Here is a 21,962-nt window from a genome sequence, read left to right as displayed (position 1 = left end):
TATTAATTTGTAATTTATTTAAATTCTATTTATATTCCTAGGTAAAATTTCCCATTATATTTTAATATATATACCCCCAAAAAATATAAATTAGTCGCTAATTGTAAAATTTTGTATCTTAATACCTATTTATAAGTAAGTATAAATAATTATTTATCTTTGCTTATTACTTTTATTAAATCTTATATACAATATATATCGATATGTTTATATAAATCCTTATAATAATCTACATAAAAATTTATAATATAATAAAAAAACACATCGATAAAATTATCAATGTGTTTTTATTATTATATTACCAACGTGTATCTTCTAATCCACAGAATGAATCAACAGGATCTACTCCTTTAAATTCAGAACGACCTAGTAATTTTTCTATTAATGCATCTAATGTATGCTCATTTTTATCATAGCAGTTTATATAGGTTTTAACTTGTGGTACATCTGCTAAATGGAATGGTGAACATAAAGAAACAAATATAGTAGGTAATTCATATACATACCAAGGTATATCTGGCGTTCCTTTGCTCATTTTCCATTCTAATCTTTGAGTAGTTCCACCTGCATTATTTATACTTGCTAACTGTATTACTAAATCATAATTATCAGTTAAATCAGTTATAGGAGATTTAGCTGAATATGCATTCATCATTATTCTTCCAGCTTCTTCTTTACTAACCTTTTTAACTTTATCTATTGGTGATTCATATATAGTTACTTCAAATCCTTCAGCTTCTAATTTTTCTTTAACATACTCTGTAAATGTCTTTTTATTTCCAGACCCTACAAACATTGCCATTATTGGGTTAGATATTTCTTGTTCTATAAGTAATATTCTTTTATTTTTTTCAACTGAAATTGGAAGCATTGATTTATCAACGTTTTTAACTAATGTAATACTTTCATCAGATATTTCTTTAGCTATGTTTTTGAATTCTTCACTACCTATAACACTTAAACCTTCTTTAAAAGGAACTATATCTTTTTTATCTTTTTTATGAAGTCCTAAATATGCCTTTGTTCCAAGTATTCTTCTTATAGCATCATTTAATCTTTCATCTGTTATTATTCCATTTTTATATCCATCCATCATATATTTGAAATCTTCATCTGGATCATTGAAGAACAAGAATAAGTCACAACCAGCAGCTATTGATGCTGGAACCATATCACTTCTTTTCATTCTAGATGTTAACCCAGCCATATGAGAAGCATCAGTTATAACTAATCCATTAAATCCTAGTTGTCCTTTTAATAAATCTGTTAATACAGCTTTACTTAAAGTAGCTGGCGGTATTTCACCATTCTTTAAGTCTTTATTATATTTTCTTTCGTAAGAAGGTAACATTATATGCCCTACCATTATAGAATGTATACCAGCATCTATCATCCCACTGTATACTTTTCCAAATGTATTATCCCACTCTTCACAAGATAATGAGTTACTACTGTTTGATAAATGTTGATCTCTTTCATCTACACCATCACCTGGGAAGTGTTTCATAGCACATATCGCATTACTTTCCATGAAACCTTTCATATATGCCTTACTCATTTCTAAAACTAAGTCAGCATCTTGACCAAATGTACGAGTTTGTATAACAGGATTTCTCCAGTTCATCATAATATCTACAACAGGTGCAAAAGTCCAATTACAGCCTATGGCAGCACATTCTATACCAGATACACGCCCCATTTCATAAGCATATTTAGCATCTCTTGTTGCGCCTATTTTTATAGGTGCTCCAATTTCTGTACCACCCATAAAAGCTCCGTTACCGCCAGTTTCAGCATTAGCAGCTATTAATAGAGGTATTTTTGAGTTTTCTTGTAATATTCTATTTTGATTTAAAACTTGTTCTGCAGTTCCTGGATTATATCTTACTGCTCCAAATTTATATTGCTCTAATACGTTTTTTAAATAGTCTTCTTCTATTGAAGATCCCATATTTACAAAAAGTTGACCTATTTTTTCTTCCAATGTCATAGATTTTATAGTTTCTTCAACCCACGATATACCTTCTTCATCTAAATAGTACGGTTTTGCTTTTAAATTTACCATCTTATTCTACCTCAACTTTCTTTTATTCTATTATTTAAAATATTTTTATCCACGTGATTTAGCTAACTTAGCTACGTTTTCTTGAACTACCTTTTTAGTTAGAGGATAAGTGAACATAAGTAATAACGCTGCAAGTATGTAACAAACTGCAGGGAATAATGTACTTAATGAATAAATTCCTATCTTTACACTTTCAACTTGAGTAGCTGCTAGTGAATTGTATCCTATTAGTGTTAGTGCATACCCTGTAACAGCACCTGCTACCGCTTGTCCTAATTTTCTAGTGAAAGAATATACTCCATATATAGTTGCATCATTTCTTTCTCCAGTTTTTAATTCATTGTAGTCTATTATATCTGTTATAAATGCCCATGATAGCATACTAAATATACATGTTCCTAATGTTGCTGCAGCATATATAGCTATGAATGTATAAGCATTTTTTATCTTCATAAAATACGCAGTTAAGAATATTACTCCTGCTATCATTAAACCTATTGTAGACACTTCTTTTTTACCAAATTTATCTGCTAATTTAGCGGCTAGTGTTCCTACTAATAGATATATTGGTAGTGATACCATACTTATCGTAGATAATGCATTTACATTGTTAAAGTAATCTATACATAAATAAGTATTTATTGTTTGTCCCATAAGTGTACTAAATATTAATACTGTTGATATTGCTACCATAGAAAGCATAGCTTTATTTGTTGCTAATGACTTAAATGTATCTATTAAAGAAAGAGATTGCTGATTTTCTTTAACGTCTGGCTTAATACGCTCAGTCGTTAATGCAAAACATAACATATAACATATAAATGCAGCTATAGAGAATACACCTACTACTAATGTAAATCTTTGTGGATCTATTATTTGATTTCCAGCAGCATCTGCACTATATATTAACTGAGGTGTTAAGGCTCCTATTATTATCCCTGCAAATGATGCTCCAAGAGTTCTCCATGTAGAAAGAGATGCTCTTTCTTTTGTATCTCCTGTCATAACAGATGACATAGAACCATATGGAATATTTATTGCTGTATAGAATATTGACCCCCATAATATGTATGTAGCAAACATCACTCCAATTTTAACCATCATGGAAGCGTTTGCTAGGCTGTGTTGATACATTAAGAAGTTCATAAGTGTAACCGGACCAGCTACTCTTCTTATCCATGAACGGAACTTACCATGTTTTGTTGATTTACTTTTATCTATGACACGACCTATAGCTATATCTGTAAAAGCATCAACGCATCTTGCTACTAAGAAACATGTACCAACCAATGCAGCGCTTACACCTAATACTTTTGTATAAAATATCATGAAGTACATATTTGCAAAAATAAACATAAAGTCATTACCAAAATCACCAAAAAGATATCCTAATTTATCTTTTATTCCAAATGGCTTTTCTTGCTTTTGTGCATAATTTAAATTTTTTGCTTCACTTAAATTCATTTCTTGCCTCCCCTAAATATGAAATCCTTATTACTCCATCTAAAAACGTTATCATTTCATATTTTAATAATTTATTATTTTCTTATTTCTTATTTCCAATTGATTATATACTAGTATTCTAAAGTTATGTTATAATAAATTTCACATATATTTGTGTAATTTTTGTGTATCTTGTTAAAAAATTATTTTTTATACGGACGGTGAAAAATGCTTATAACAAAGTTTACTTACGATGATATTTACAACTTAATTAATTCTGTTTTAGATAGTTCATTTAATATTAGTGCTACCAAAATACGTGATGTTTTTGATTTTACTAATTATCTTGATATTGAATTTAGGAGAATAATTTGGCCAGATTATAACTATGAAAATAATTATAATTTAGATGATCTTTCTCAAATGAAGAAAGGAGCTTTATGTATAGTACAAAGTGCTATGGAATTTACAACAATAATATTTTCTTTTCCAAAAGAAATATCAAATGATATATTAGTTATTGGTCCATTCTTAGAAATTGAACCTAATGATGAATACATAGTTAACTTATTAAATAAAAATCATTTACCTGAAACATTAAGGAAAACTTTTTCAGTATATTATAATTCGCTTCCTATTGCAGATTCTATAAAAGTAATTTTAACTTTGCATTCACTTTTAGGAGCATTTATATCGAATTATGATCCTTCAAATTTGTACTATGTAGATTTTTCTAAGAATAAACCTAAAGTAACCAGTTATGATTATGATGATGATTCAAAATTTTATATACAATATCATAAAAAATATAAATCTTGCCTAGATGATATATTTAAATATATCCGATTTGGAAAAGATGCTACTCAAATATTAAGCGATTACCTTGAATTAACTGGCATATTAAAAGATAAATCCATAGAAAAAATAAAAAGTAATTTATATATTTTAAATACACAGTTTGAATCTGAGCTGCTAAAGGAGCCTATATCTCCAGCTCAAGTAAGGCAACTATCTCTAAAAAATCAATTAGAAATAGAAACTGAATCAAATAGAGTTCGATTAATAAAAATGCCTTATAAAGTATTAAAAAGGTATAGCATCTTAGTTTCAAATTATAACCTAAAGGAATACTCATATACAGTGCGTGCTGCTATAGAATATATTAACTTTAATTTGCAAAGTAGCTTATCTTTATCAACTATATCAAATGCTATTGAAAAAAATGCTTCATTTTTATCTAGCCAGTTTAAAAAGGAAACGGGTAATACTATAACAAGATATATCCAAGAAAAGCGAATTGAGGAATCAATCCGTATGCTAACTTATACTGATATGACTATACAAGAAATTTCCCATTTGGTTGGTATTGATGATTTAAGTTGGTTTTCAAAGTTATTTAAAAGTTTTACTAATATGTCACCTACTAAGTATCGGGCTGATATGCATAAATCTAAAAAAGATGCTAACTAATATTAAGCTAGCATCTTTTTCTAAATATATTAATCAAATAAATAGTGCGCTATCAAAGTAACAAATCAATTCTTTTGCCAATAAATTGTATCCATTACTAAGTGAGTATTATCTCTAATTATACTATCTCCATTAATATCCGTCATCTTCTTCATTAACTTGCTATTATTAATAGCCCATTCAAATACATTTTTTCCTTTTTAGTTGTTCTTATTATATTATTATTCCTTCAAAATGGTCTATTTCATGCTGGATGATCTGTGCAGTAAATCCTGTAAATATTTGTTTATGCTTGTTAAAATTTTTATCTAAGTATTCTACCTCTATGGTTTCATATCTTATTGTTTTTCTAAAACCAATTAAAGATAAACAACTTTCTTCTGCCTCATATGGATTCTCTTTTTTTAGTATAATTGGATTTACCATAGGAACTATCATATTACCTGCAACAAATACAAGTATACGTTTTTTTACTCCTATCATATTAGCTGCCATACCTACACAATAATCTAAATTTTCCTTTAATGTATCTATTAAATTATTAATAACTTCTACGTCTTCTTTTGTCGCTAACTCTGATTTTTGCTTTAAAAATGATATATCCTTTACAATTGTCTTTATCATATGTATTCCAACCTTTCTGATTCCTTTTAACTTCATCATAATTTATATTCTTAAATTCAGCTAAAAAATTTACAATATTACTATTATAATTATTACCATGGTAAAAGAAAGTTCTCTTATATAGTCTTTTCCATTATATATTCACTATGTCCAGAGTCTTCATTTATTTGCTCTTTTATAATTTCAAACCCTCTATTAATATAAAATTCTACTGATTTTTTATTTTCTTTATATACTGCTAAATTTAACTTTTTATATTCATCTATAGCATAATTTATTAAATATTTCCCAATTCCATTACCTTGATAATCTATATCCACAAATAATGCTCCTATAAATTCATTATTTATAATACTTATAAAACCTTTTATATCATCCTTATCTTCATATACAAAAGTCTCCGACATAGGTATGTATACATCCCTTACATCATTATAGCTGTTTTCCCAATACTCTTTAGTTATAAAATTATGTGCTTTTATAGTGCTTTTTAACCATATATTCATTATCTTATCTATATCTTTGTTCTCTAGATCTCTTATCATATAAACTAATTCCTCCTCAATATCTTATGTATTTAATATTATCATTTAAGATTAATTGATACTAGGTACATATATAATTCTATATTATCCTTACACTAAAAAATGCCCTAAGCAATTGTATTAATCACACTAAGGCACTTAATTTTATATTTATTATAGCTTCTAATACTATGTTCTGTTAAAATGAGTTATCTTTATAAAATGATATCTATGAATTTATTTTAATAATTTCTAATCCTTTTCTGCTTCATAACAACTAAAGTTACTGCTAATATTGCCAAAGTAAATCCAAATACTATTAATATACTCATAATTATTGGAGTTAGATTCTCTTTACTATAATTAACTAGAATTGATATTTCATTATTAGCCTTTACATACCAATACGTAGGATTAAACCTTGCTATAGTAATAACAGTATCCCCTAAATAAGCTTGAGGCACAAACACTCCACTTATAAAACAACACCCAAGTGATACAACATTTGCAGCCGCCGACATTGCATTTTTACTATTAACTAAATTTCCGATTAATAGACTTATACTTAATACTGCCATTGAAAATACAAATGAATTTAAAAGAAATAACAACCCATTTACACTAAACATATAATTTTTATACATTATAAAACTAGCAGATATCATAACAAGCCATACAACTATAGCAAATGTTATATTTGCTAATATCATTTGAAAACTCATACATCTTAAAGTTAATGTTGAAGATAAATTTCTCATTTTTAAATCTTTTTTGTTAAATGTTATCGTTACTGCTGATACTCCTAGAATTAATATTGCGAACATTGAGTATGCTAGATAATTAAAATAATTCTTGCAATTGGTATTGATTATATTTCCATTAGGGTAAGTACTTACCTCTACTTTTGTACTATAAGAAAAATGCAATATTGATTTTTGTTTCTTTAAAATCTGTATCCTCAGGACTAGATTCAGGTGAATCTATCTTGAAAAAAGATCCCAATGCGAAAATATTGTTTTTGACTACTTTTTCTGATAATGAATATATAGTAAAAGCCTTAAAAATAGGAACTAAGGGATATATTATAAAACAAAATTTTGAATGTATAGTACCTTCTTTAAGGGCTGTATATACTGATCAAAATGTATTTGGTGATGATATAATTTCTAAACTACCATTACTTATCAATAGTTCTAATAAGAAAGACTTTTCTGATTTTGGTATTACGCAAAAAGAGTTAGAGATTATTACTCTTGTAGCTGAAGGCCTTAGTAATAAGGAGATTTCTAGTAACTTATTTTTAAGTGAGGGTACTGTTAGAAATTCTATTACTAACATTCTACAGAAGTTAGATCTTAGAGATAGGACTCAGTTGGCTATATTTTATTATAAAAATAAATAAGAGGTCTTGTAATGATATATATATCATTACAAGACCTTTTTTTATGTACTATCGCATATTATCTAATGTTCTTAAGGACCATTTTTTACCTAGATAGTTCTCATATGATAATAGGTTATTATTATATAAAATGTTTACTAAGCTATTTTTTCTTTTATATTTCTATTTCCTCTAATCTCGTCAGCTGTAACTATTTTATAGTTTTTAAACATTGCATATCCTATAAGCCCTGCAATTGCTGATACTATAGCACATGCTATAGCAGCTATTATAACTTTTATTGGTGGATTATACGCAAATGATACAGCAAGACCTGCTATAGCAGTCGCAGTTCCAGGTGAATTATTTACTAATCCCATTAATGCTACTATAACTCCAGACATAGCTCCACCTATAAAGTTAGTAACATATATTGGCACTGGATTTGCAGATATAATGTCTGCTTGTGTTAAAGGCTCTATTGCAACCGCTATGTTATCTTCTCTTGAACCAAACTTCATTTTTACAAAGAATACATAGTTCATAAAAGTAGATCCAAATACTGATAAAGCACCTATTGCCATTGGAACACCACTTAATCCTATCATAGCTGTTAAAGCCATTGAGGAAAGAGGTGCTGTAGCTACAACTGTTATTAATCCACCTAGTACAATCCCCATGATTATTGGTGATGCACTAGAAGCAGATGTTAAAACTGAACCTATAGTTCCTAATGTTCCATTAACTATTGGACTTGTTACATCTCCTATTAAATATGCTAATGGTGCTGCTACAACTATTATAACTATTAAATCTAAACCAGCAGGTATTTTCTTTTCTAAATACTTAACTATAAATGATATTAAATAACCAGCTATAAATCCTGGAAGTATTTTAAATTCTAGACATGTTAAACCGATTAATACAGAATACACTGGTGAAACGCCCAATGACATAGGCACTAAAATTCCTGCAGCTACTCCACCTAAAGAACCGCTTGCCGTACCTACTCTAGCAAATAAATCTAAGTTTAATATTTCTCCAAAGAATGATAAGTTTAAGGCTTCAACCAAAAAACTTGCAACGGCAGCATTTGCAAGACCGCTCATTGCTTTACTACCTTGTGGTGCTTTGTAACTAAATAAAGTAAATAAAACTAATACTAATAGTAGTAAGCCTGTCCCCATTAAAATTTCTTTCATTAAAAAATCCTCCTAAATATCGTTAATACTTTTATATAATAACGACAAAAAAAGACATATATAGTCTATATTAAATTTTTTTTAGAAAATTTTTTAATAATTTTTATATCAATCTATTTAAGATGCAATATTTCATATTTAACATTTACTTCAAAATTAATTGTTAAAATTTATAATATATATTTATTTTAAAACTTTTATGAAATAAAATACCTAGTAAAGTACCCCCGTCGTAAAAATTGACAGAGGTACTTTGATATTATGCTAATATTATTTATACTTATAAATACTACTTCGTACTCATAATTTCTGATTTTATATTTTGTGTTTTCAAATCCACAGTTAACCTATAGTCAACACTTGAGTTATAATCAACTCCAGAGTTCTTCATACTTTTATAATACCCAACATTTATATCCATTTCATTATCATATATACTAAAATTCAAATATGGCTCATATCCATTTCTGACTTCTTCCATATTAACTTTACTTTCTACTATATCTAATATATTATCTATATCTAGTTTTTCTGGATTATAGTTAAAATTAATCTCTTTATCTAGATAAGGATTCATTGTACTATAAGTACTTTGTATTCTATTATCTTCTAAACTTACGTTATACTCTATTTGTCTTTTCGATAAACCTTTTACCTTCAAATATGATATATCTAAATTTGGTTGTATATTTATGCCGCTATATATATTATTAGAATATCCTGATATTCTATAAAGTTTATACTTATCACCATATTTTTCTTTTATTATTTTATTAGTTTCATCAATAGCTTCTTTTATTGTTGTTATATCCTTGTTAAAAAGAATTTCTTTTCCATCATATCCATTACTATTTGCTTCATATGTAGAAATAGAAACAAAAACTACTATTAATAATATCCATATAATAGGATCATAAGGTTTGTACCATTTTTCACTTTTTACTATATTACTACTCATTAACTAGCTCCTTACATATTATGAATAATATCTATTAAATCTTCAAAGTTAGCCATTCCATTTATAATTATTTGACCATCAGATTTTATTTTTATTTCAAGTCTGTTCTTATATTTATCTAGATTATTTTCTAGGTGTTTGTATTTATCACTCAAATACATATACCTTTGATTTGAAGAACCTACCCATGGTCTACTTATATCATGTAATTCTTTTTTATAGGGTCCATCTATTAATAAATCTGTATATTTTAAAAGTTTATTAATATGTTCATTGTTTTTTAATACTAAATCTTCGTATCGATATCCTGTAAATGTAATAACAGATAGACCTGATTCTTGTACTTTTTTAGCTATGGATGATAGTTCATTTGATTGTAAAAATGGCTCTCCACCTAAAAATGTAACACCTTCTAATCCTTCTGTATTTAGTATTTTGTTAATCAATTCATCTACATCTACTTCATATCCCCCATTTAAATCCCATGAATGACTAGATGCACATCCACTACATTTCATTAAGCATCCTTGCACCCATATACATGCTCGTTTTCCCGGTCCTTCTGCATATGTTTCTTGTAAAAATCTAAATATCCTTATTTTCATTAGAAATCAATAGCCCTTCCACCTCTAGATGCAATTATATCCGAACTTTCTTCTGTGAAATTATTGTATTCTTTTCTATCACTTCTTGGTGTTGCTGCTACAGCTCTTGTAGATGCCCAAGTACGTATGCCTATTATTTGTTCTGCTTGTGTAACCGATAGTGGTACTGTACTATGTATTGCTTTTTCTAAATCATCACAAGTTAATCCTCTACTTTCATAAAAAGCTTCAAATAATCCACTAACTACAATATGCTCTATTTCTGCACCTACAAATCCTTCTGTTAACTGAGCTAAGTTATTTAATAATTCATCATCTACATGTATTGATGATTTTACTTTTTCATCTTTTAATCTTTTATTTAGATGTAGTTTAAATATCTCTATTCTTTCTCTTTTTGTAGGTAAATCTACAAAGAATATTTCATCAAAACGCCCTTTTCTAAGCAACTCTGATGGTAGCTTATGTATATTATTTGCAGTTGCTACTACAAATACAGGTTTGTTTTTTTCTTGCATCCATGTTAAAAAAGTACCTAGGATACGTGTTGAGGTACCGCTATCTCCATTATTATTATCTCCAAATCCCTTTTCTATTTCATCTATCCATAATATAGATGGTGATACTGCTTCAGCTGTTTTTATAGCTTTACGCATATTTTCTTCACTACTTCCAACTAGTCCACTATAGATTTTTCCCATATCTAATCTTAATAATGGTAGCTTCCATATAGCACTTATTGCTTTTGCTATTAAACTTTTTCCACAACCTGGTACCCCTGTAATAAGTACTCCTTTAGGATTTGGTAAACAATATGTAGATGCAGATTGCATCCAAGAATTATTTCTTTTTATTATCCATCTTTTTAAGTTCTCTAACCCTCCTACATCATCCATATCTAAATCATGCTTTATAAACTCTAGTATTTCTGATTTTCGTATTATCTGTCTTTTTTCTTCTAATACTAATTCAATATCTCTTTTATCTATACTACTATTAGTAACCATAGCCCTTGCAAAAGCATTCTCAGCTTCTTGATATGTAAGTCCCAAAGATGCTCTTGCTAACATTTCTCTTTCCTCTGGTAAAAGGTCTACTGTTAATCTTCCGCTTGTCTTATTTACCTCTATCATGTCTATTAATAGTTTTTCTAGTTCTTTTGCACTTGGAAGTTCAAATTCCATTACTGTTACATCTTTTTGTAAATCATTTGGTAAAACTAATCTAGGTGATATGAATATAATGTTTTTTGGCTTTATTGATTGCTTTAATGAGTATACTAAATCTCTAAGCTTTCTTACTATTTCTAAATCACATGGCCTATTACCATCTCCTAAAAATACATGAAAATCCTTTAGTACAAATATTGATGCTTCTTCATATTTCTCTATAAATTCTAATGCCTTCATAGGGTTTTTAGTATCTTTTAATACCTGGCTTCCATCTTTGATTATTCCATTTGTAAGTGTCCATGATAATACATTTCTTTTAGTTTTTATTAAATTTTCATCTTGTGCTACTAGACTTATAGTATCTAATACTCTATCTTCTTCCCATGATGAAATATATATATATGGAAATCTAGCTCTAAGCATATTGCCTAAATCTTTTTTAAAATTCATAAATTATTTCCCTTTCTATAAATCTATTACTCTACCTTTTTCTGTCTTATTTTCTTTCATACTTATTTCTCTTACTACCACTAAAGGACGAATTTTTTCTATTATATGTGGCTTTAATCCAATACTTATCCCAAATTCCTCCACTGAACTAAAACTTCCTATCGCTTCACGTTGCTTTATTGCTTTTTTGGCCACGATTGAATTTATAAATGGTATTTTTTCTAATTCCTCTTCCGTACAATAATTTATATCTACTAAACCATTGCTTTCTTTACCTAAGTCCAACTTTACTATTTTATTTTCTTCAACTACATTATCTTGTTGCATTATTTTTGTTGTAGTTTCTTCTTTTGATTCTTCTTCTATTTTTATTTTTACTATTTCTTTCTTATCTTCATTAGTTTTCTTATTAGTCTCTAAACTACTCGACATATTCATTTTTTTAGATTTTAACTCTAATCTTCTAGCAATGTACTTATTTTTTATTGAAAATGCATGAATAATTCCTACCAACCATGCTATTATCACTATGTTTTGGTTCAAGAATGAAAATACATTTGATGCATAATACATCAAGGCACAGTATACAAGCTTTCTATCCTTTGATGAAAATCCTGCATATGTAAAAGCTGCAAAAGCATAGCCTGGAATAAGGGTAATATAAATCCACCAAGTTAAAGCTAGCTTATTTACCTTCATATTATTAGTAGTCATTATTCTTCACCTCTTGCACAGCAATTTCATGAATAGTAGTATTATTATAAAATTCATCTGTATACTCAGAGTCAATAGTCTCAGCTTCAAGCAATTCTTCAAGTATGCTTATATATTGGCAACACTCATTTCCTTTAAATCCTTCAACTTTTGCTTTTATCTTGCCATCTGGACATATTTTTACTATTAAATTTTTACTCATACGACCCTCCTATACTATGAAGTTAAGCACTATAGAGTTATCATCTTCAATAACCTCATTTTCTAGTGTGTAACCTCTTTCCTCTGCTTTTTGTTTTAATGTATTATATATCTCAGCTTGAAGTACTGATGTATATTGGTTGTATATATCTGATGATATATTTTGAACTTGATCTTGCGAATAACCTGAGCTGAATAATATATCTATTTGACTATTACTATTTCTGATAAATTCTATATCACCATCAGTATATTTCATTATATATTTATCATTTATTTTCTGTAGATCATATCCTAATTCTGATATACATCTTACTAATAAATCCATTCTTTTTATAGGTGTTTCTACTTGATAGCATCTATTATTTTGTACAATATTATTTACATCTTCATATTTTATTATTTCGTTCTCTGGTAAATCTGATAGTGCTCCACCTATTGCTATAGCTAGTGGTACTAGTACTAGTGATACACTCATTTTGTTCCTCCCTCATTTTGTTGACATGTTCTGTATTTATTTTAACATATTTCTTAATTTTTTCTTTATTTTTACTTATATTTAGTAGTCTCAATATTCATGGTAAATATTACTTTTTATTTTATATTAATAAAGTTATTAATAATTGACCTTTATGACACATTACATCTATTTTGCTATATATTATATATAATTAAATTTTACTATTTTTTATAGTATTATAATTTTAATGCCATAATTCTATGTATCCATTGCAATTACTTATTCCTACTATATGACGCTAGCTATTTTTTTGATGCCATATTTTACATTTTAGTGCCATTATGCCATAATTTTTTATTATCCAATCTAAAAAATATGGCACCATAGTTTCTATATGGCACCTATATGACAAAAGAATGCCTATCATACTAACCTAGCATGATAGGCATCTCAACACTTTAATCTAAATCTTCTACATATTCATTTTCATCAACTATATCTTTAAATAATAGCTTTTCATATCTATCATATATATGATTAAGTGTTATTCTTAATCACAATGTGTCAATAGTCCATCCCCACTGACTATATGTAAGATATAAATTTTTATTAGATATTTTCTAATATAAACTTAGAATACTGATTTTTTAATTTACCTGTATATTTTCTACCAACAGGTAAAATTGTTCCATCTCTACATATTACATTCTTACTATTAATGGATGCTACTTTTGTTATATTAACTATATATGACCTATGTATACGAATAAATTCACTTTTATCTAAACCATTCTCTAAATTATCCATAGTAGAATAAAATACCTCTTCAGTTTTATCTGAACAATGCATTGTAACTACTCTATTATTTATTTCAAAAAATACAATATCTTCACACTTTATAGTTTTTTTACTATGACCTACTTTATATAAAAACATACTTTTTTTATACTTATTAGATAAAGTTACAGCCTTCATTAAAATACTTTCTATTACCCTATCATCAATTTCACTTTTTATTAAATAATGTGGAGGCATAACATCTAAAGCTTCAAAAACATGAGATTTAACAGATGTTATAAATATAATTTGAGCATTTGATCCATATTCTCTCATTTTCTTTGATACATCTATACCTGTCATATCGTCCATTAACACATCTATAAATAAAATATCAACACTATGTATATGATCTTCTAAATCAAATAACATACTTTTACCACTTAAGTATGTTTTTATATTTACATTTAAATTATTGTTCATTGCTATTTCATGAATTTTTTTGCTAATATATTTTAAAAATACTTCATTATCATCGCATATAATAACTTTTAACATTATGTCTCCTCTTTAATATTTGATTATATAAATAATTAGATTTAAATCTATACATCATATAAAACAAACATAATTTCGAAATAATCTAAATTATGATTAATATCTATATATCCATTATATTTTTCTATAGATTTTTTTACATTTGCTATCCCAAATCCATGTTTATCTTTATCTTGTTTTGTAGTTTTATAATCTTTATTTATTAAATTTTTGGGGTTTATAGAATTCTTTATTTTACATATAAGCATATTCTCTTTTGAGCTCAAGTTGATTTTAATATATCGTTTATTATCTAATTTAGCACAGGCTTCTATTGCATTATCTAGTATATTTACGAATATTATACAGCAATCAATAGGGTCTATTTTTATGCCCTTTGAAATAATTATTTCATTTAAGAAGTCTATATTTAAACTCTTTGATTTTTGTATTTTTTCAGTCAGTATTGCATCTAGTATTGGATTACCTGTATCTAATATTAAATTTTCTTCTCCTATAAGCTTCTCTGCCATCTTACCAGAATACTCTTCCGCTAAATCGAATTTATCACTTTTTATCAGTCTATTAACCAACATCCAGTGATTAGTCATATCATGTCTATATCTCTTCAACATCATATTTTTTTCCTCTATAAAAGAATAATGTCTCAATTGATAATTTAATTGCCATTCTAAATAACGACCTCTATTTTTCTCTTCATTAAGCTTTGAAAATACTTTATACATCTCTATAGTTATTAATATTTCAATTATTATAGTACCTATATTTATAAAGCTAACTTTTACAAGATTTCCTTTTATATTATAAAAAAAATAATCAAGTGTTAAGCATATAAAAATTATAATCAGTATCTCTAATAACTTTCTTAACCTTAAATTATACTTGGATTGGTATGCTATAGATATTATAGATATAAGAAATGTTGTAAAGAATATAACTAAAAATAACCATTGTCCCTCATAGAATGTAATTCCCCCTAGTAACTGGCCTATCATTAATAATGTTATTAAATATATATGTAATTTGTATAATGTAAGAATTAAATTCCTAGGTTTTAAATCATACTCCAGCAATAAATATTTATACAAAAATATTGGAAATGAGAATAATACTATAAACTGTATATAATAATTTAATATATAATTATTATATATAAATACATAAAATTGTGATTCCGCTGATATCCAAATTGATATACATAGTATTATTAACATTAGGTATACATGGTTAGACTTTATCCCTCCACTTTTTACTTTAATATCTATATACATTACAAATATAGCTAATATTAATAGTGATATTGATACTATTTGATCCACGATAGTCTCTGAAAAAAGTTCTGCTACTAATTGATCTTTTGTTCCAAGTTTAATTTTTGATAAATAACCTGAGGTCCTCAGATATGATGATTTAAAATCAATCCTTATAGTTTTACCTAAACTATCTTTAGGTATCTCAACTATTTTCCATATAGCTCCTCCAGTTTTACCATGGTTTACAGATCTCATAGAATCAAAACTGTATATAAGTTTATCATCTATATATATTTTAAATGACTGCTGAGAAGATCCAACTCTTATATGTGGAGAACGTATATCTTTTTTAGGTAAAGTATTCTCTATCGATATAATATTCTCTTTTTTATTTTTAAATGTGGAATATGGCAAGTTAATAATTTCTTGTATATTACTTCCTTCTATTGACATTTTCCATGCGTTAGAAAAATTATAAGTTTCACTAAAATCATATATATCTTCTTTAAATGAAGAAGACTGATAAACAAAAATTCCTAATAAAATAAATAAAACAACATATATAATTTTATATGATTTGCTTGTATTGACCATTTATATCTCCTAATATTAAATTTTTTCTTTATACATTTATTCAAATAATCTTAGTAGTTAAATTATTATAAATCATTATACATTTTTTTTCAAATAACTATAAATTTATTATATTTTTAATCAGTTTAAGCACGTAAATTAATTTTATTTTAAATAATATTATAATATTTATTTAATTATCAAAGAAATAAAATAAAGTCTATAAAAGTAGTATTGTTTACACTTTATAGACTTTATTTCGATGTATTTAATTTTACAATTATGTGCTATTTATTTGGATTTATATATAAATCTATTGCTGATATAAGTGCTAACCCTAAATATATCGATACACCATAATCTCCTGTTTTAGAATTACTTAGCTCTTCTAGCTTAGATAGAATTCCTCCATATGAATATTTATTAAAAATTTCATCTATTTACCATAACTAATGATAAATTTATTTTTCCCATTTTTTTTAGCTTCATAAAGTACTTTATCTGTTATTTCATAATTTTTTTCATAATCTTTTGTTATATCAAATTTATTAATACCTACACTTACAGATAATTTAGGGTCTAGACTTAACTTATTTATTTCTTTAAATATCTTTTTAAATACTTCCTCCGGGCAAACTTGATTATAATTTATAAGACCTGCAAATTCATCTCCACCGATTCTAAAGAATACACTATTATTTTGAGATTTAAGTATCCTCCCTAGTATATTTAAATACTTATCACCCATAACATGACCGTATTTATTATTTAAGTTTCTCAAATCATCTAAGTCTATCAGCGCCATATAATATTCACTTTCTTTGTTTAAGTATATTTCATTTATAATATCTTTAAACTTGTTTCTATTATATATACCAGTTAAATTATCTATTTCTGATTTTTTTATAGCCTCTATTTCATCAGTAATATCTCTAGCTATGCATAAAATGCCACCATCAATATTCTCTTTTGATACTCTAAACTTTCTTTCTGCCATAACCTCTATTCCATAATAATATCCTTTTTCTAAAGCTTCCTTATCTCCAATAAAACATTGTTCATATAAATTTGGATCTAGTAAGTTTTCATTTACTAAATCAATATCTTTTTTGCCTATTATATATTCTTTTTCTTTATTAAGAAAATCTTCAAATGTTTTATTTATGTATAAATATCTTAATTTTTCATCTTTAAAAAACATAATATCCTTTGACTTATCAGCTAGTCTTGATAGAAAGTTCATTTGAAGATTTTTTATATTTAAATTAAACAACTCAATTACTATATACTGTTCTTCACATAAAGATATTTTCATAGATAAATTTATGTCAATTTGATTCTTTTTTACCTCAACATTATTTATTACCTCTGTATCTTTCGTTTTAATCACACGATCAATAGTCCTATTAATAATACAGCTTTTGCATCTAGTTATATTCTGACAATTAACCTTTTCTATAACAGTACGTTCACAATTTAAATAATCTCCTAATAATTGATTTAAATCGTTTCCTAAAAAATCTTTAGCCGCCTTATTTGCATGCAATACTTTTTTATATTTGTTAAGTATAATTATACCATTTTCTTGATTATCTAAAATTTTAATCATTATGTCGATATCCATTTATATACTCCTTTATAATTAACCCTTGATTTATACAATTGGATAAATACTAACAAGATTCAATTTCATTAAATATTGTTTTTTGCTTAGATAGTATTATTTTATCAATAGCTTGACTTAATAAAATTACTTCTTCAGTATTTCCATTTTCCAGATATAACTCCCCTAATATCCTCTTCATAATAATTAAATCGCTATCTTTTATTTTAATCATTACTATCTCTCCTTCATAAAATATTTACTTTTGTAAATATTTTTGATTGCATTCCACTTATTTTAATAATAATGTATATTTTCGATAAAAATATACATTATTCGTAAACAACATAATTTTATAGGTAAACGACATAAAAACATAAAAAATCGTATCCAAATTAAATCTGAATACAATTTTTTATGTTTTTATAGTTTGTTTTTGTGTATTATTTATTATTTACTTACACTATAATTATTTTGATAAATATCTAAATAAAATACTTATACTTAATACGTTATCATTTAAACTAACTTCATAAACTTCTCCATCAATCTTATCAAGTAATACCTTCACAATAAATAGACCTAAGCCACTTCCACTTCGGTTTCTAGATTTATCTACAGTATAAAATCTATCAAATAGATACTTTAACTCACCTTGAGTTAAATCAGAAACACTATTTCTAATATTAAAAATAACATGATCATTATGTTCTTTAAGTTCAATAGATATATAGCCTGTTGAGTACTTTATTGCATTAGATAATAAGTTTTGAATAATCCTTGAACAAACTACCTCTTCACCTTTTACTTCTATCGATTTAGAAGAAAGCCTATTATCAATTTCTATTTCTTTATGTTTAATCAAGGCATAATTAGAAATAATAGTCTCCATAATTATTTCTGTTATATCAACAGCTCTTATATCTATCTGATAACTATCATTATCAACAATAGAAAGTTCATAAAAATTATTTAGTAAATTATTTAGTTCTTCTGATTTTTTAGAAATAATACCAATATATAGATCTCTTTCTTCTTCAGTGCAATTTTCAAGAAGTGTAATATATCCTCTAACAGCTGTAAGTGGTGTTCTTAAATCATGCGAAATATTTGAAATAGATTGTTTTAACTTTTCTTCTCGGTTTTTTATATTTGTCTCTAGTTGTTTTTGTTCTTGAAAAATAATATTAATAGATTCAGCTATTTCTTCTACATCTTTATCATTTAATACTATATTTATCCGTTCCTTCTGATTAAGTTGAATCTTAATTTTTCTTAGTTGTTTTTTTATAGATATTAAACGGATTACGATATATGTAAATCCTATAATTAATAAAATTGTTATCATAATCCATCCTTTCATATTAAATATCTTGTTTATTAAAATAATAATTGCAAATTAAATATAAAATACCCGTACCTAATACAAAGCTTATTGCAAATATAAGTGGAATAATCCCTAAAGAATAGTCTTTATTTGCGACATAATAAGTAATAGTGTCCCAAGGTAACTGAGTTAGCGATAATATCAGTCCTATAATTCCTCCACACAGGGCAATTGATACACTTGAATTTTTTACAAGTATACAAATAAAAAATGAAATTGAAGAAATACATATATTGAAGAATATACCAACTACCATATATACAATTAGAAAATATAACTCACTACTATTGAATACTTGCCCCCATCCGTAAAGTAAACCATACGTACTTCCTGTAAATACATAGTTTGCAAGTAAAATAATCACACAACCAATCAAATAACACAAATACTTACTTAAAAAAACTTTATTTCTCGTATGCCCTGATGTTAATGTGTGATTAATAGTTTTTGATACTAAATCTTTTCCTACATATGTAACTGCAAACAAACTACACGCTATTATACCAAATGTCTCCCTACTTGGATGTATTAATGCAGCTCTAGCACCACCTTCTCCTGAACCGTAGTAAGTATTTATAATAGCTAATATCAATAGTCCTATCAAACATATCATAAGTTCTTTACTATATTTTAATTTATACATTTCTGCTTTTAAAATATTATACATTAGCCACACCTCCAATTGTTTTTGTAAAATATGACTCTAAGCTATCTCCTTTAATACTAATCTCTTCTACTGATACTTTATTTAATATTAAAGTTGAAGTAATTTTTGAACATTTATCAAGGTTGCTATATATTTTTATAATATTGTTGTTACAAACAATAAAATCATTTATCCCTAGTTTTGTCTCTAAAATAGTAGATGCAATTTTGCTATCTGAAACATTTAGATATATATGTTTTTTACATCTTTCATCTAATTCCTTGGACGATATCTCCTCTATTAACTTTCCTTTGTGCATAATTCCATAACATGTTGATAACTTATATAGTTCACTAAGGATATGACTGGATAAAACTATAGTAATACCTTTTTCTAAGTTTAATCTTATCAACAATTGCCTTAATTCTAAGATCCCTGTAGGATCTAGTCCATTTAAAGGTTCATCTAAAATTAATAATTCTGGTTCATCTAACAATGCCATAGCTAATGCTAATCTTTGTTTCATCCCTAGAGAAAAGTTTTTTACCTTCTTTTTATCATTAATATCTAGGTTTACAAACTTTAATACCCTATTAATATCGTATGTCCCTGGTACTCCTTTTTGCATACGTATCACTTCTAGATTTTGTCTTGCTGTCATGTCCATGTAAAGTGCTGGATTTTCAATTGTATATCCAATTTTTTTTTGTAATTTACATAATTTATTTTTATCAGCTGTTCCAAATAGCTTTACATTTCCTTCTGTTTGATTTGTTAATTGAGCAATTATTTTTATTAATGTAGTCTTACCTGCTCCATTCTCCCCTATAAGGCCATAAATATCACCTCTTTTGATATTGATATTTACGTTATTAAGTACTATATTATCTTTATATTTTTTTGATAAGTGTACTGTTTGACAAATTATCTCTGACATATTTATCATCTCCTCTGCCTTATATGATATATTTTAAAATATAAGAATTTCTAAACTAAATTCTAAAGAAGTTCTAAAATAATCACTTTAACTTATATCCCATTCCCCAAACAGTTTCGATTAGCTCACTATCAATCTTCCTTCTTATATTACTTATATGAGTATTTATCGTGTCATCATCATATGCATATGAGTCTTTCCACACTGTTTCGTATATATTTTTCTTAGAAAATACTTTGTTTGGATGCTTTATAAATAAATATAAAATTTCAAACTCCTTAGATGTAATCTTTACAAGCTTATCATCAACAAAAATTTCTTTTAAGTCATAGTTTAGTGTTATATTTTTATGTTTATAAAGTGTTTGCTTGCTTATAAGTTTTGAATAACGTCTTAAATTTGTTTCGATTCTGGCTAGAAGTTCTGATAAATCAAATGGTTTGACTATATAATCATCAACTCCTATTCTAAATAAATCAACTTTAAACTGTATACTTTCTTTTGCCGACACTACTATTATTGGAATATCTGAAAATTCCCTCACTTCTCTTAAAACCTCATCACCACTTTTATATGGTAACATGACATCTAATATAATTAAGTCAGGCTTCTTTTCTATTACATACTTAATGCCTGTTATTCCATCTTTAGCTATGTGAGTTTCATATCCATTTTTAATAAGATAATCTGCAATCATATTAGATATTTCATTATCATCCTCTATAATTAAAATTTGATTCTTCATGTACTCTCCCCTATACAAGATAAGTATTTTTTATAAATTTATTAATATTATCATTTTAGTATAATACAAAGCTATTATATCATATTCAATTAATTATTTTGTAAACGTATATACACTATATGGATGCTTTTACATCTTAGTCATACAATAACTCTTAAGATTTAATGGTAATCAAATTCTTTACTAATAAAATAGTGGTTATGGATTTTATAAA

21 protein-coding genes and 1 pseudogene are annotated in these 21,962 nt (G+C 26.5%); 2 read left to right on the top strand and 20 right to left on the bottom strand.

The genetic code is table 11. From position 1 onward, the window contains the following. Positions 1 to 298: 298 nt before the first annotated feature. Together H8923_RS10290 and H8923_RS10285 are read right to left on the bottom strand one after the other, a co-directional pair. The gene (locus H8923_RS10290) at positions 299 to 2,065 is read right to left on the bottom strand and encodes a glycoside hydrolase family 3 protein (protein ID WP_153924533.1); all 1,767 of its coding nucleotides are present in this window, start codon (positions 2,063 to 2,065) and stop codon (positions 299 to 301) included. 45 nt (positions 2,066 to 2,110) lie between these two features. Beyond that, positions 2,111 to 3,529 carry an MFS transporter gene (locus tag H8923_RS10285; RefSeq protein ID WP_153924530.1) on the bottom strand — a complete coding sequence of 473 codons (1,419 nt, stop codon included), beginning with the start codon at positions 3,527 to 3,529 and terminating at the stop codon, positions 2,111 to 2,113. 207 nt (positions 3,530 to 3,736) lie between these two features. Between H8923_RS10285 and H8923_RS10280 the strand changes: the two genes are divergently transcribed. Continuing rightward, positions 3,737 to 4,978, top strand: coding sequence for a helix-turn-helix domain-containing protein (locus H8923_RS10280; RefSeq protein ID WP_153924527.1), 1,242 nt, complete (start codon positions 3,737 to 3,739; stop codon positions 4,976 to 4,978). Positions 4,979 to 5,191: 213 nt separating this feature from the next. Here H8923_RS10280 and H8923_RS10275 read toward each other — a convergent pair whose 3' ends face one another. The 3 genes from H8923_RS10275 to H8923_RS10265 all read right to left on the bottom strand — a co-directional run bounded on the left by H8923_RS10275 (position 5,192) and on the right by H8923_RS10265 (position 7,052). Continuing rightward, entirely contained in the window at positions 5,192 to 5,602 is a 411-nt protein-coding gene (locus tag H8923_RS10275) for a peptide deformylase (RefSeq protein ID WP_153924523.1), read from the bottom strand. 116 nt (positions 5,603 to 5,718) lie between these two features. Beyond that, positions 5,719 to 6,147 (bottom strand): N-acetyltransferase, encoded by a 429-nt coding sequence (locus H8923_RS10270; RefSeq protein WP_153924520.1) that lies wholly within the window; start codon positions 6,145 to 6,147, stop codon positions 5,719 to 5,721. A 221-nt stretch (positions 6,148 to 6,368) separates the two neighbouring features. Beyond that, positions 6,369 to 7,052 (bottom strand): ABC transporter permease, encoded by a 684-nt coding sequence (locus H8923_RS10265; RefSeq protein ID WP_243139886.1) that lies wholly within the window; start codon positions 7,050 to 7,052, stop codon positions 6,369 to 6,371. 299 nt (positions 7,053 to 7,351) lie between these two features. Here H8923_RS10265 and H8923_RS17830 point away from each other — a divergent pair. Further along, positions 7,352 to 7,528, top strand: a pseudogene (locus H8923_RS17830) (response regulator transcription factor); the annotation flags it as partial. 137 nt (positions 7,529 to 7,665) lie between these two features. Here the strand turns inward: H8923_RS17830 and H8923_RS10255 are convergent. The 15 genes from H8923_RS10255 to H8923_RS10185 form a co-directional block, all read right to left on the bottom strand. Then, the gene (locus H8923_RS10255; protein WP_153924512.1) at positions 7,666 to 8,709 is read right to left on the bottom strand and encodes a PTS sugar transporter subunit IIC; all 1,044 of its coding nucleotides are present in this window, start codon (positions 8,707 to 8,709) and stop codon (positions 7,666 to 7,668) included. Between the two features lie 289 nt (positions 8,710 to 8,998). Further along, positions 8,999 to 9,667 (bottom strand): hypothetical protein, encoded by a 669-nt coding sequence (locus tag H8923_RS10250; RefSeq protein WP_153924509.1) that lies wholly within the window; start codon positions 9,665 to 9,667, stop codon positions 8,999 to 9,001. 11 nt (positions 9,668 to 9,678) lie between these two features. Beyond that, on the bottom strand, positions 9,679 to 10,272 hold the full coding sequence (locus H8923_RS10245; RefSeq protein WP_153924507.1) for a 4Fe-4S single cluster domain-containing protein: 594 nt from the start codon (positions 10,270 to 10,272) through the stop codon (positions 9,679 to 9,681). Then, entirely contained in the window at positions 10,272 to 11,894 is a 1,623-nt protein-coding gene (locus tag H8923_RS10240) for an AAA family ATPase (protein WP_153924502.1), read from the bottom strand. The genes H8923_RS10245 and H8923_RS10240 overlap by 1 nt, the downstream gene beginning before the upstream one ends. 15 nt (positions 11,895 to 11,909) lie before the next feature. After that, on the bottom strand, positions 11,910 to 12,608 hold the full coding sequence (locus H8923_RS10235; protein ID WP_153924499.1) for a ComEA family DNA-binding protein: 699 nt from the start codon (positions 12,606 to 12,608) through the stop codon (positions 11,910 to 11,912). After that, positions 12,598 to 12,810, bottom strand: a complete 213-nt coding sequence (locus H8923_RS10230; protein ID WP_153924496.1) for a DUF2997 domain-containing protein — start codon at positions 12,808 to 12,810, stop codon at positions 12,598 to 12,600. Before H8923_RS10230 ends, H8923_RS10235 begins: the two co-directional genes overlap by 11 nt. A gap of 9 nt (positions 12,811 to 12,819) precedes the next feature. After that, on the bottom strand, positions 12,820 to 13,287 hold the full coding sequence (locus H8923_RS10225; protein ID WP_153924493.1) for a hypothetical protein: 468 nt from the start codon (positions 13,285 to 13,287) through the stop codon (positions 12,820 to 12,822). 591 nt (positions 13,288 to 13,878) lie between these two features. Then, entirely contained in the window at positions 13,879 to 14,604 is a 726-nt protein-coding gene (locus tag H8923_RS10220) for a LytR/AlgR family response regulator transcription factor (protein ID WP_153924490.1), read from the bottom strand. A 47-nt stretch (positions 14,605 to 14,651) separates the two neighbouring features. Then, positions 14,652 to 16,451 carry a sensor histidine kinase gene (locus H8923_RS10215; RefSeq protein ID WP_153924487.1) on the bottom strand — a complete coding sequence of 600 codons (1,800 nt, stop codon included), beginning with the start codon at positions 16,449 to 16,451 and terminating at the stop codon, positions 14,652 to 14,654. A gap of 415 nt (positions 16,452 to 16,866) precedes the next feature. Next, positions 16,867 to 18,054, bottom strand: coding sequence for a sensor domain-containing diguanylate cyclase (locus tag H8923_RS10210; protein ID WP_153924484.1), 1,188 nt, complete (start codon positions 18,052 to 18,054; stop codon positions 16,867 to 16,869). A gap of 49 nt (positions 18,055 to 18,103) precedes the next feature. Beyond that, positions 18,104 to 18,268, bottom strand: a complete 165-nt coding sequence (locus H8923_RS10205) for a hypothetical protein (RefSeq protein ID WP_153924481.1) — start codon at positions 18,266 to 18,268, stop codon at positions 18,104 to 18,106. 234 nt (positions 18,269 to 18,502) lie between these two features. After that, a complete protein-coding gene (locus H8923_RS10200) occupies positions 18,503 to 19,381 on the bottom strand; it encodes a sensor histidine kinase (protein ID WP_172976683.1) in 879 nt (292 codons plus the stop codon). 16 nt (positions 19,382 to 19,397) lie between these two features. Continuing rightward, positions 19,398 to 20,087 (bottom strand): ABC transporter permease subunit, encoded by a 690-nt coding sequence (locus H8923_RS10195; RefSeq protein WP_153924475.1) that lies wholly within the window; start codon positions 20,085 to 20,087, stop codon positions 19,398 to 19,400. Further along, positions 20,080 to 21,003: an ATP-binding cassette domain-containing protein gene (locus H8923_RS10190; protein ID WP_153924472.1), complete on the bottom strand. Its 924-nt coding sequence runs from the start codon at positions 21,001 to 21,003 to the stop codon at positions 20,080 to 20,082. The genes H8923_RS10195 and H8923_RS10190 overlap by 8 nt, the downstream gene beginning before the upstream one ends. Positions 21,004 to 21,085: 82 nt before the next feature. Then, entirely contained in the window at positions 21,086 to 21,748 is a 663-nt protein-coding gene (locus tag H8923_RS10185; protein ID WP_153924469.1) for a response regulator transcription factor, read from the bottom strand. Positions 21,749 to 21,962 lie beyond the last annotated feature (214 nt).

Source organism: Romboutsia faecis (assembly GCF_014323405.1).
Classification (GTDB): Bacteria; Bacillota; Clostridia; order Peptostreptococcales; family Peptostreptococcaceae; genus Romboutsia_E; species Romboutsia_E faecis.
Note: the sequence above shows the minus strand (reverse complement) of the source record. Positions and strands in the feature narration are given on the sequence as shown.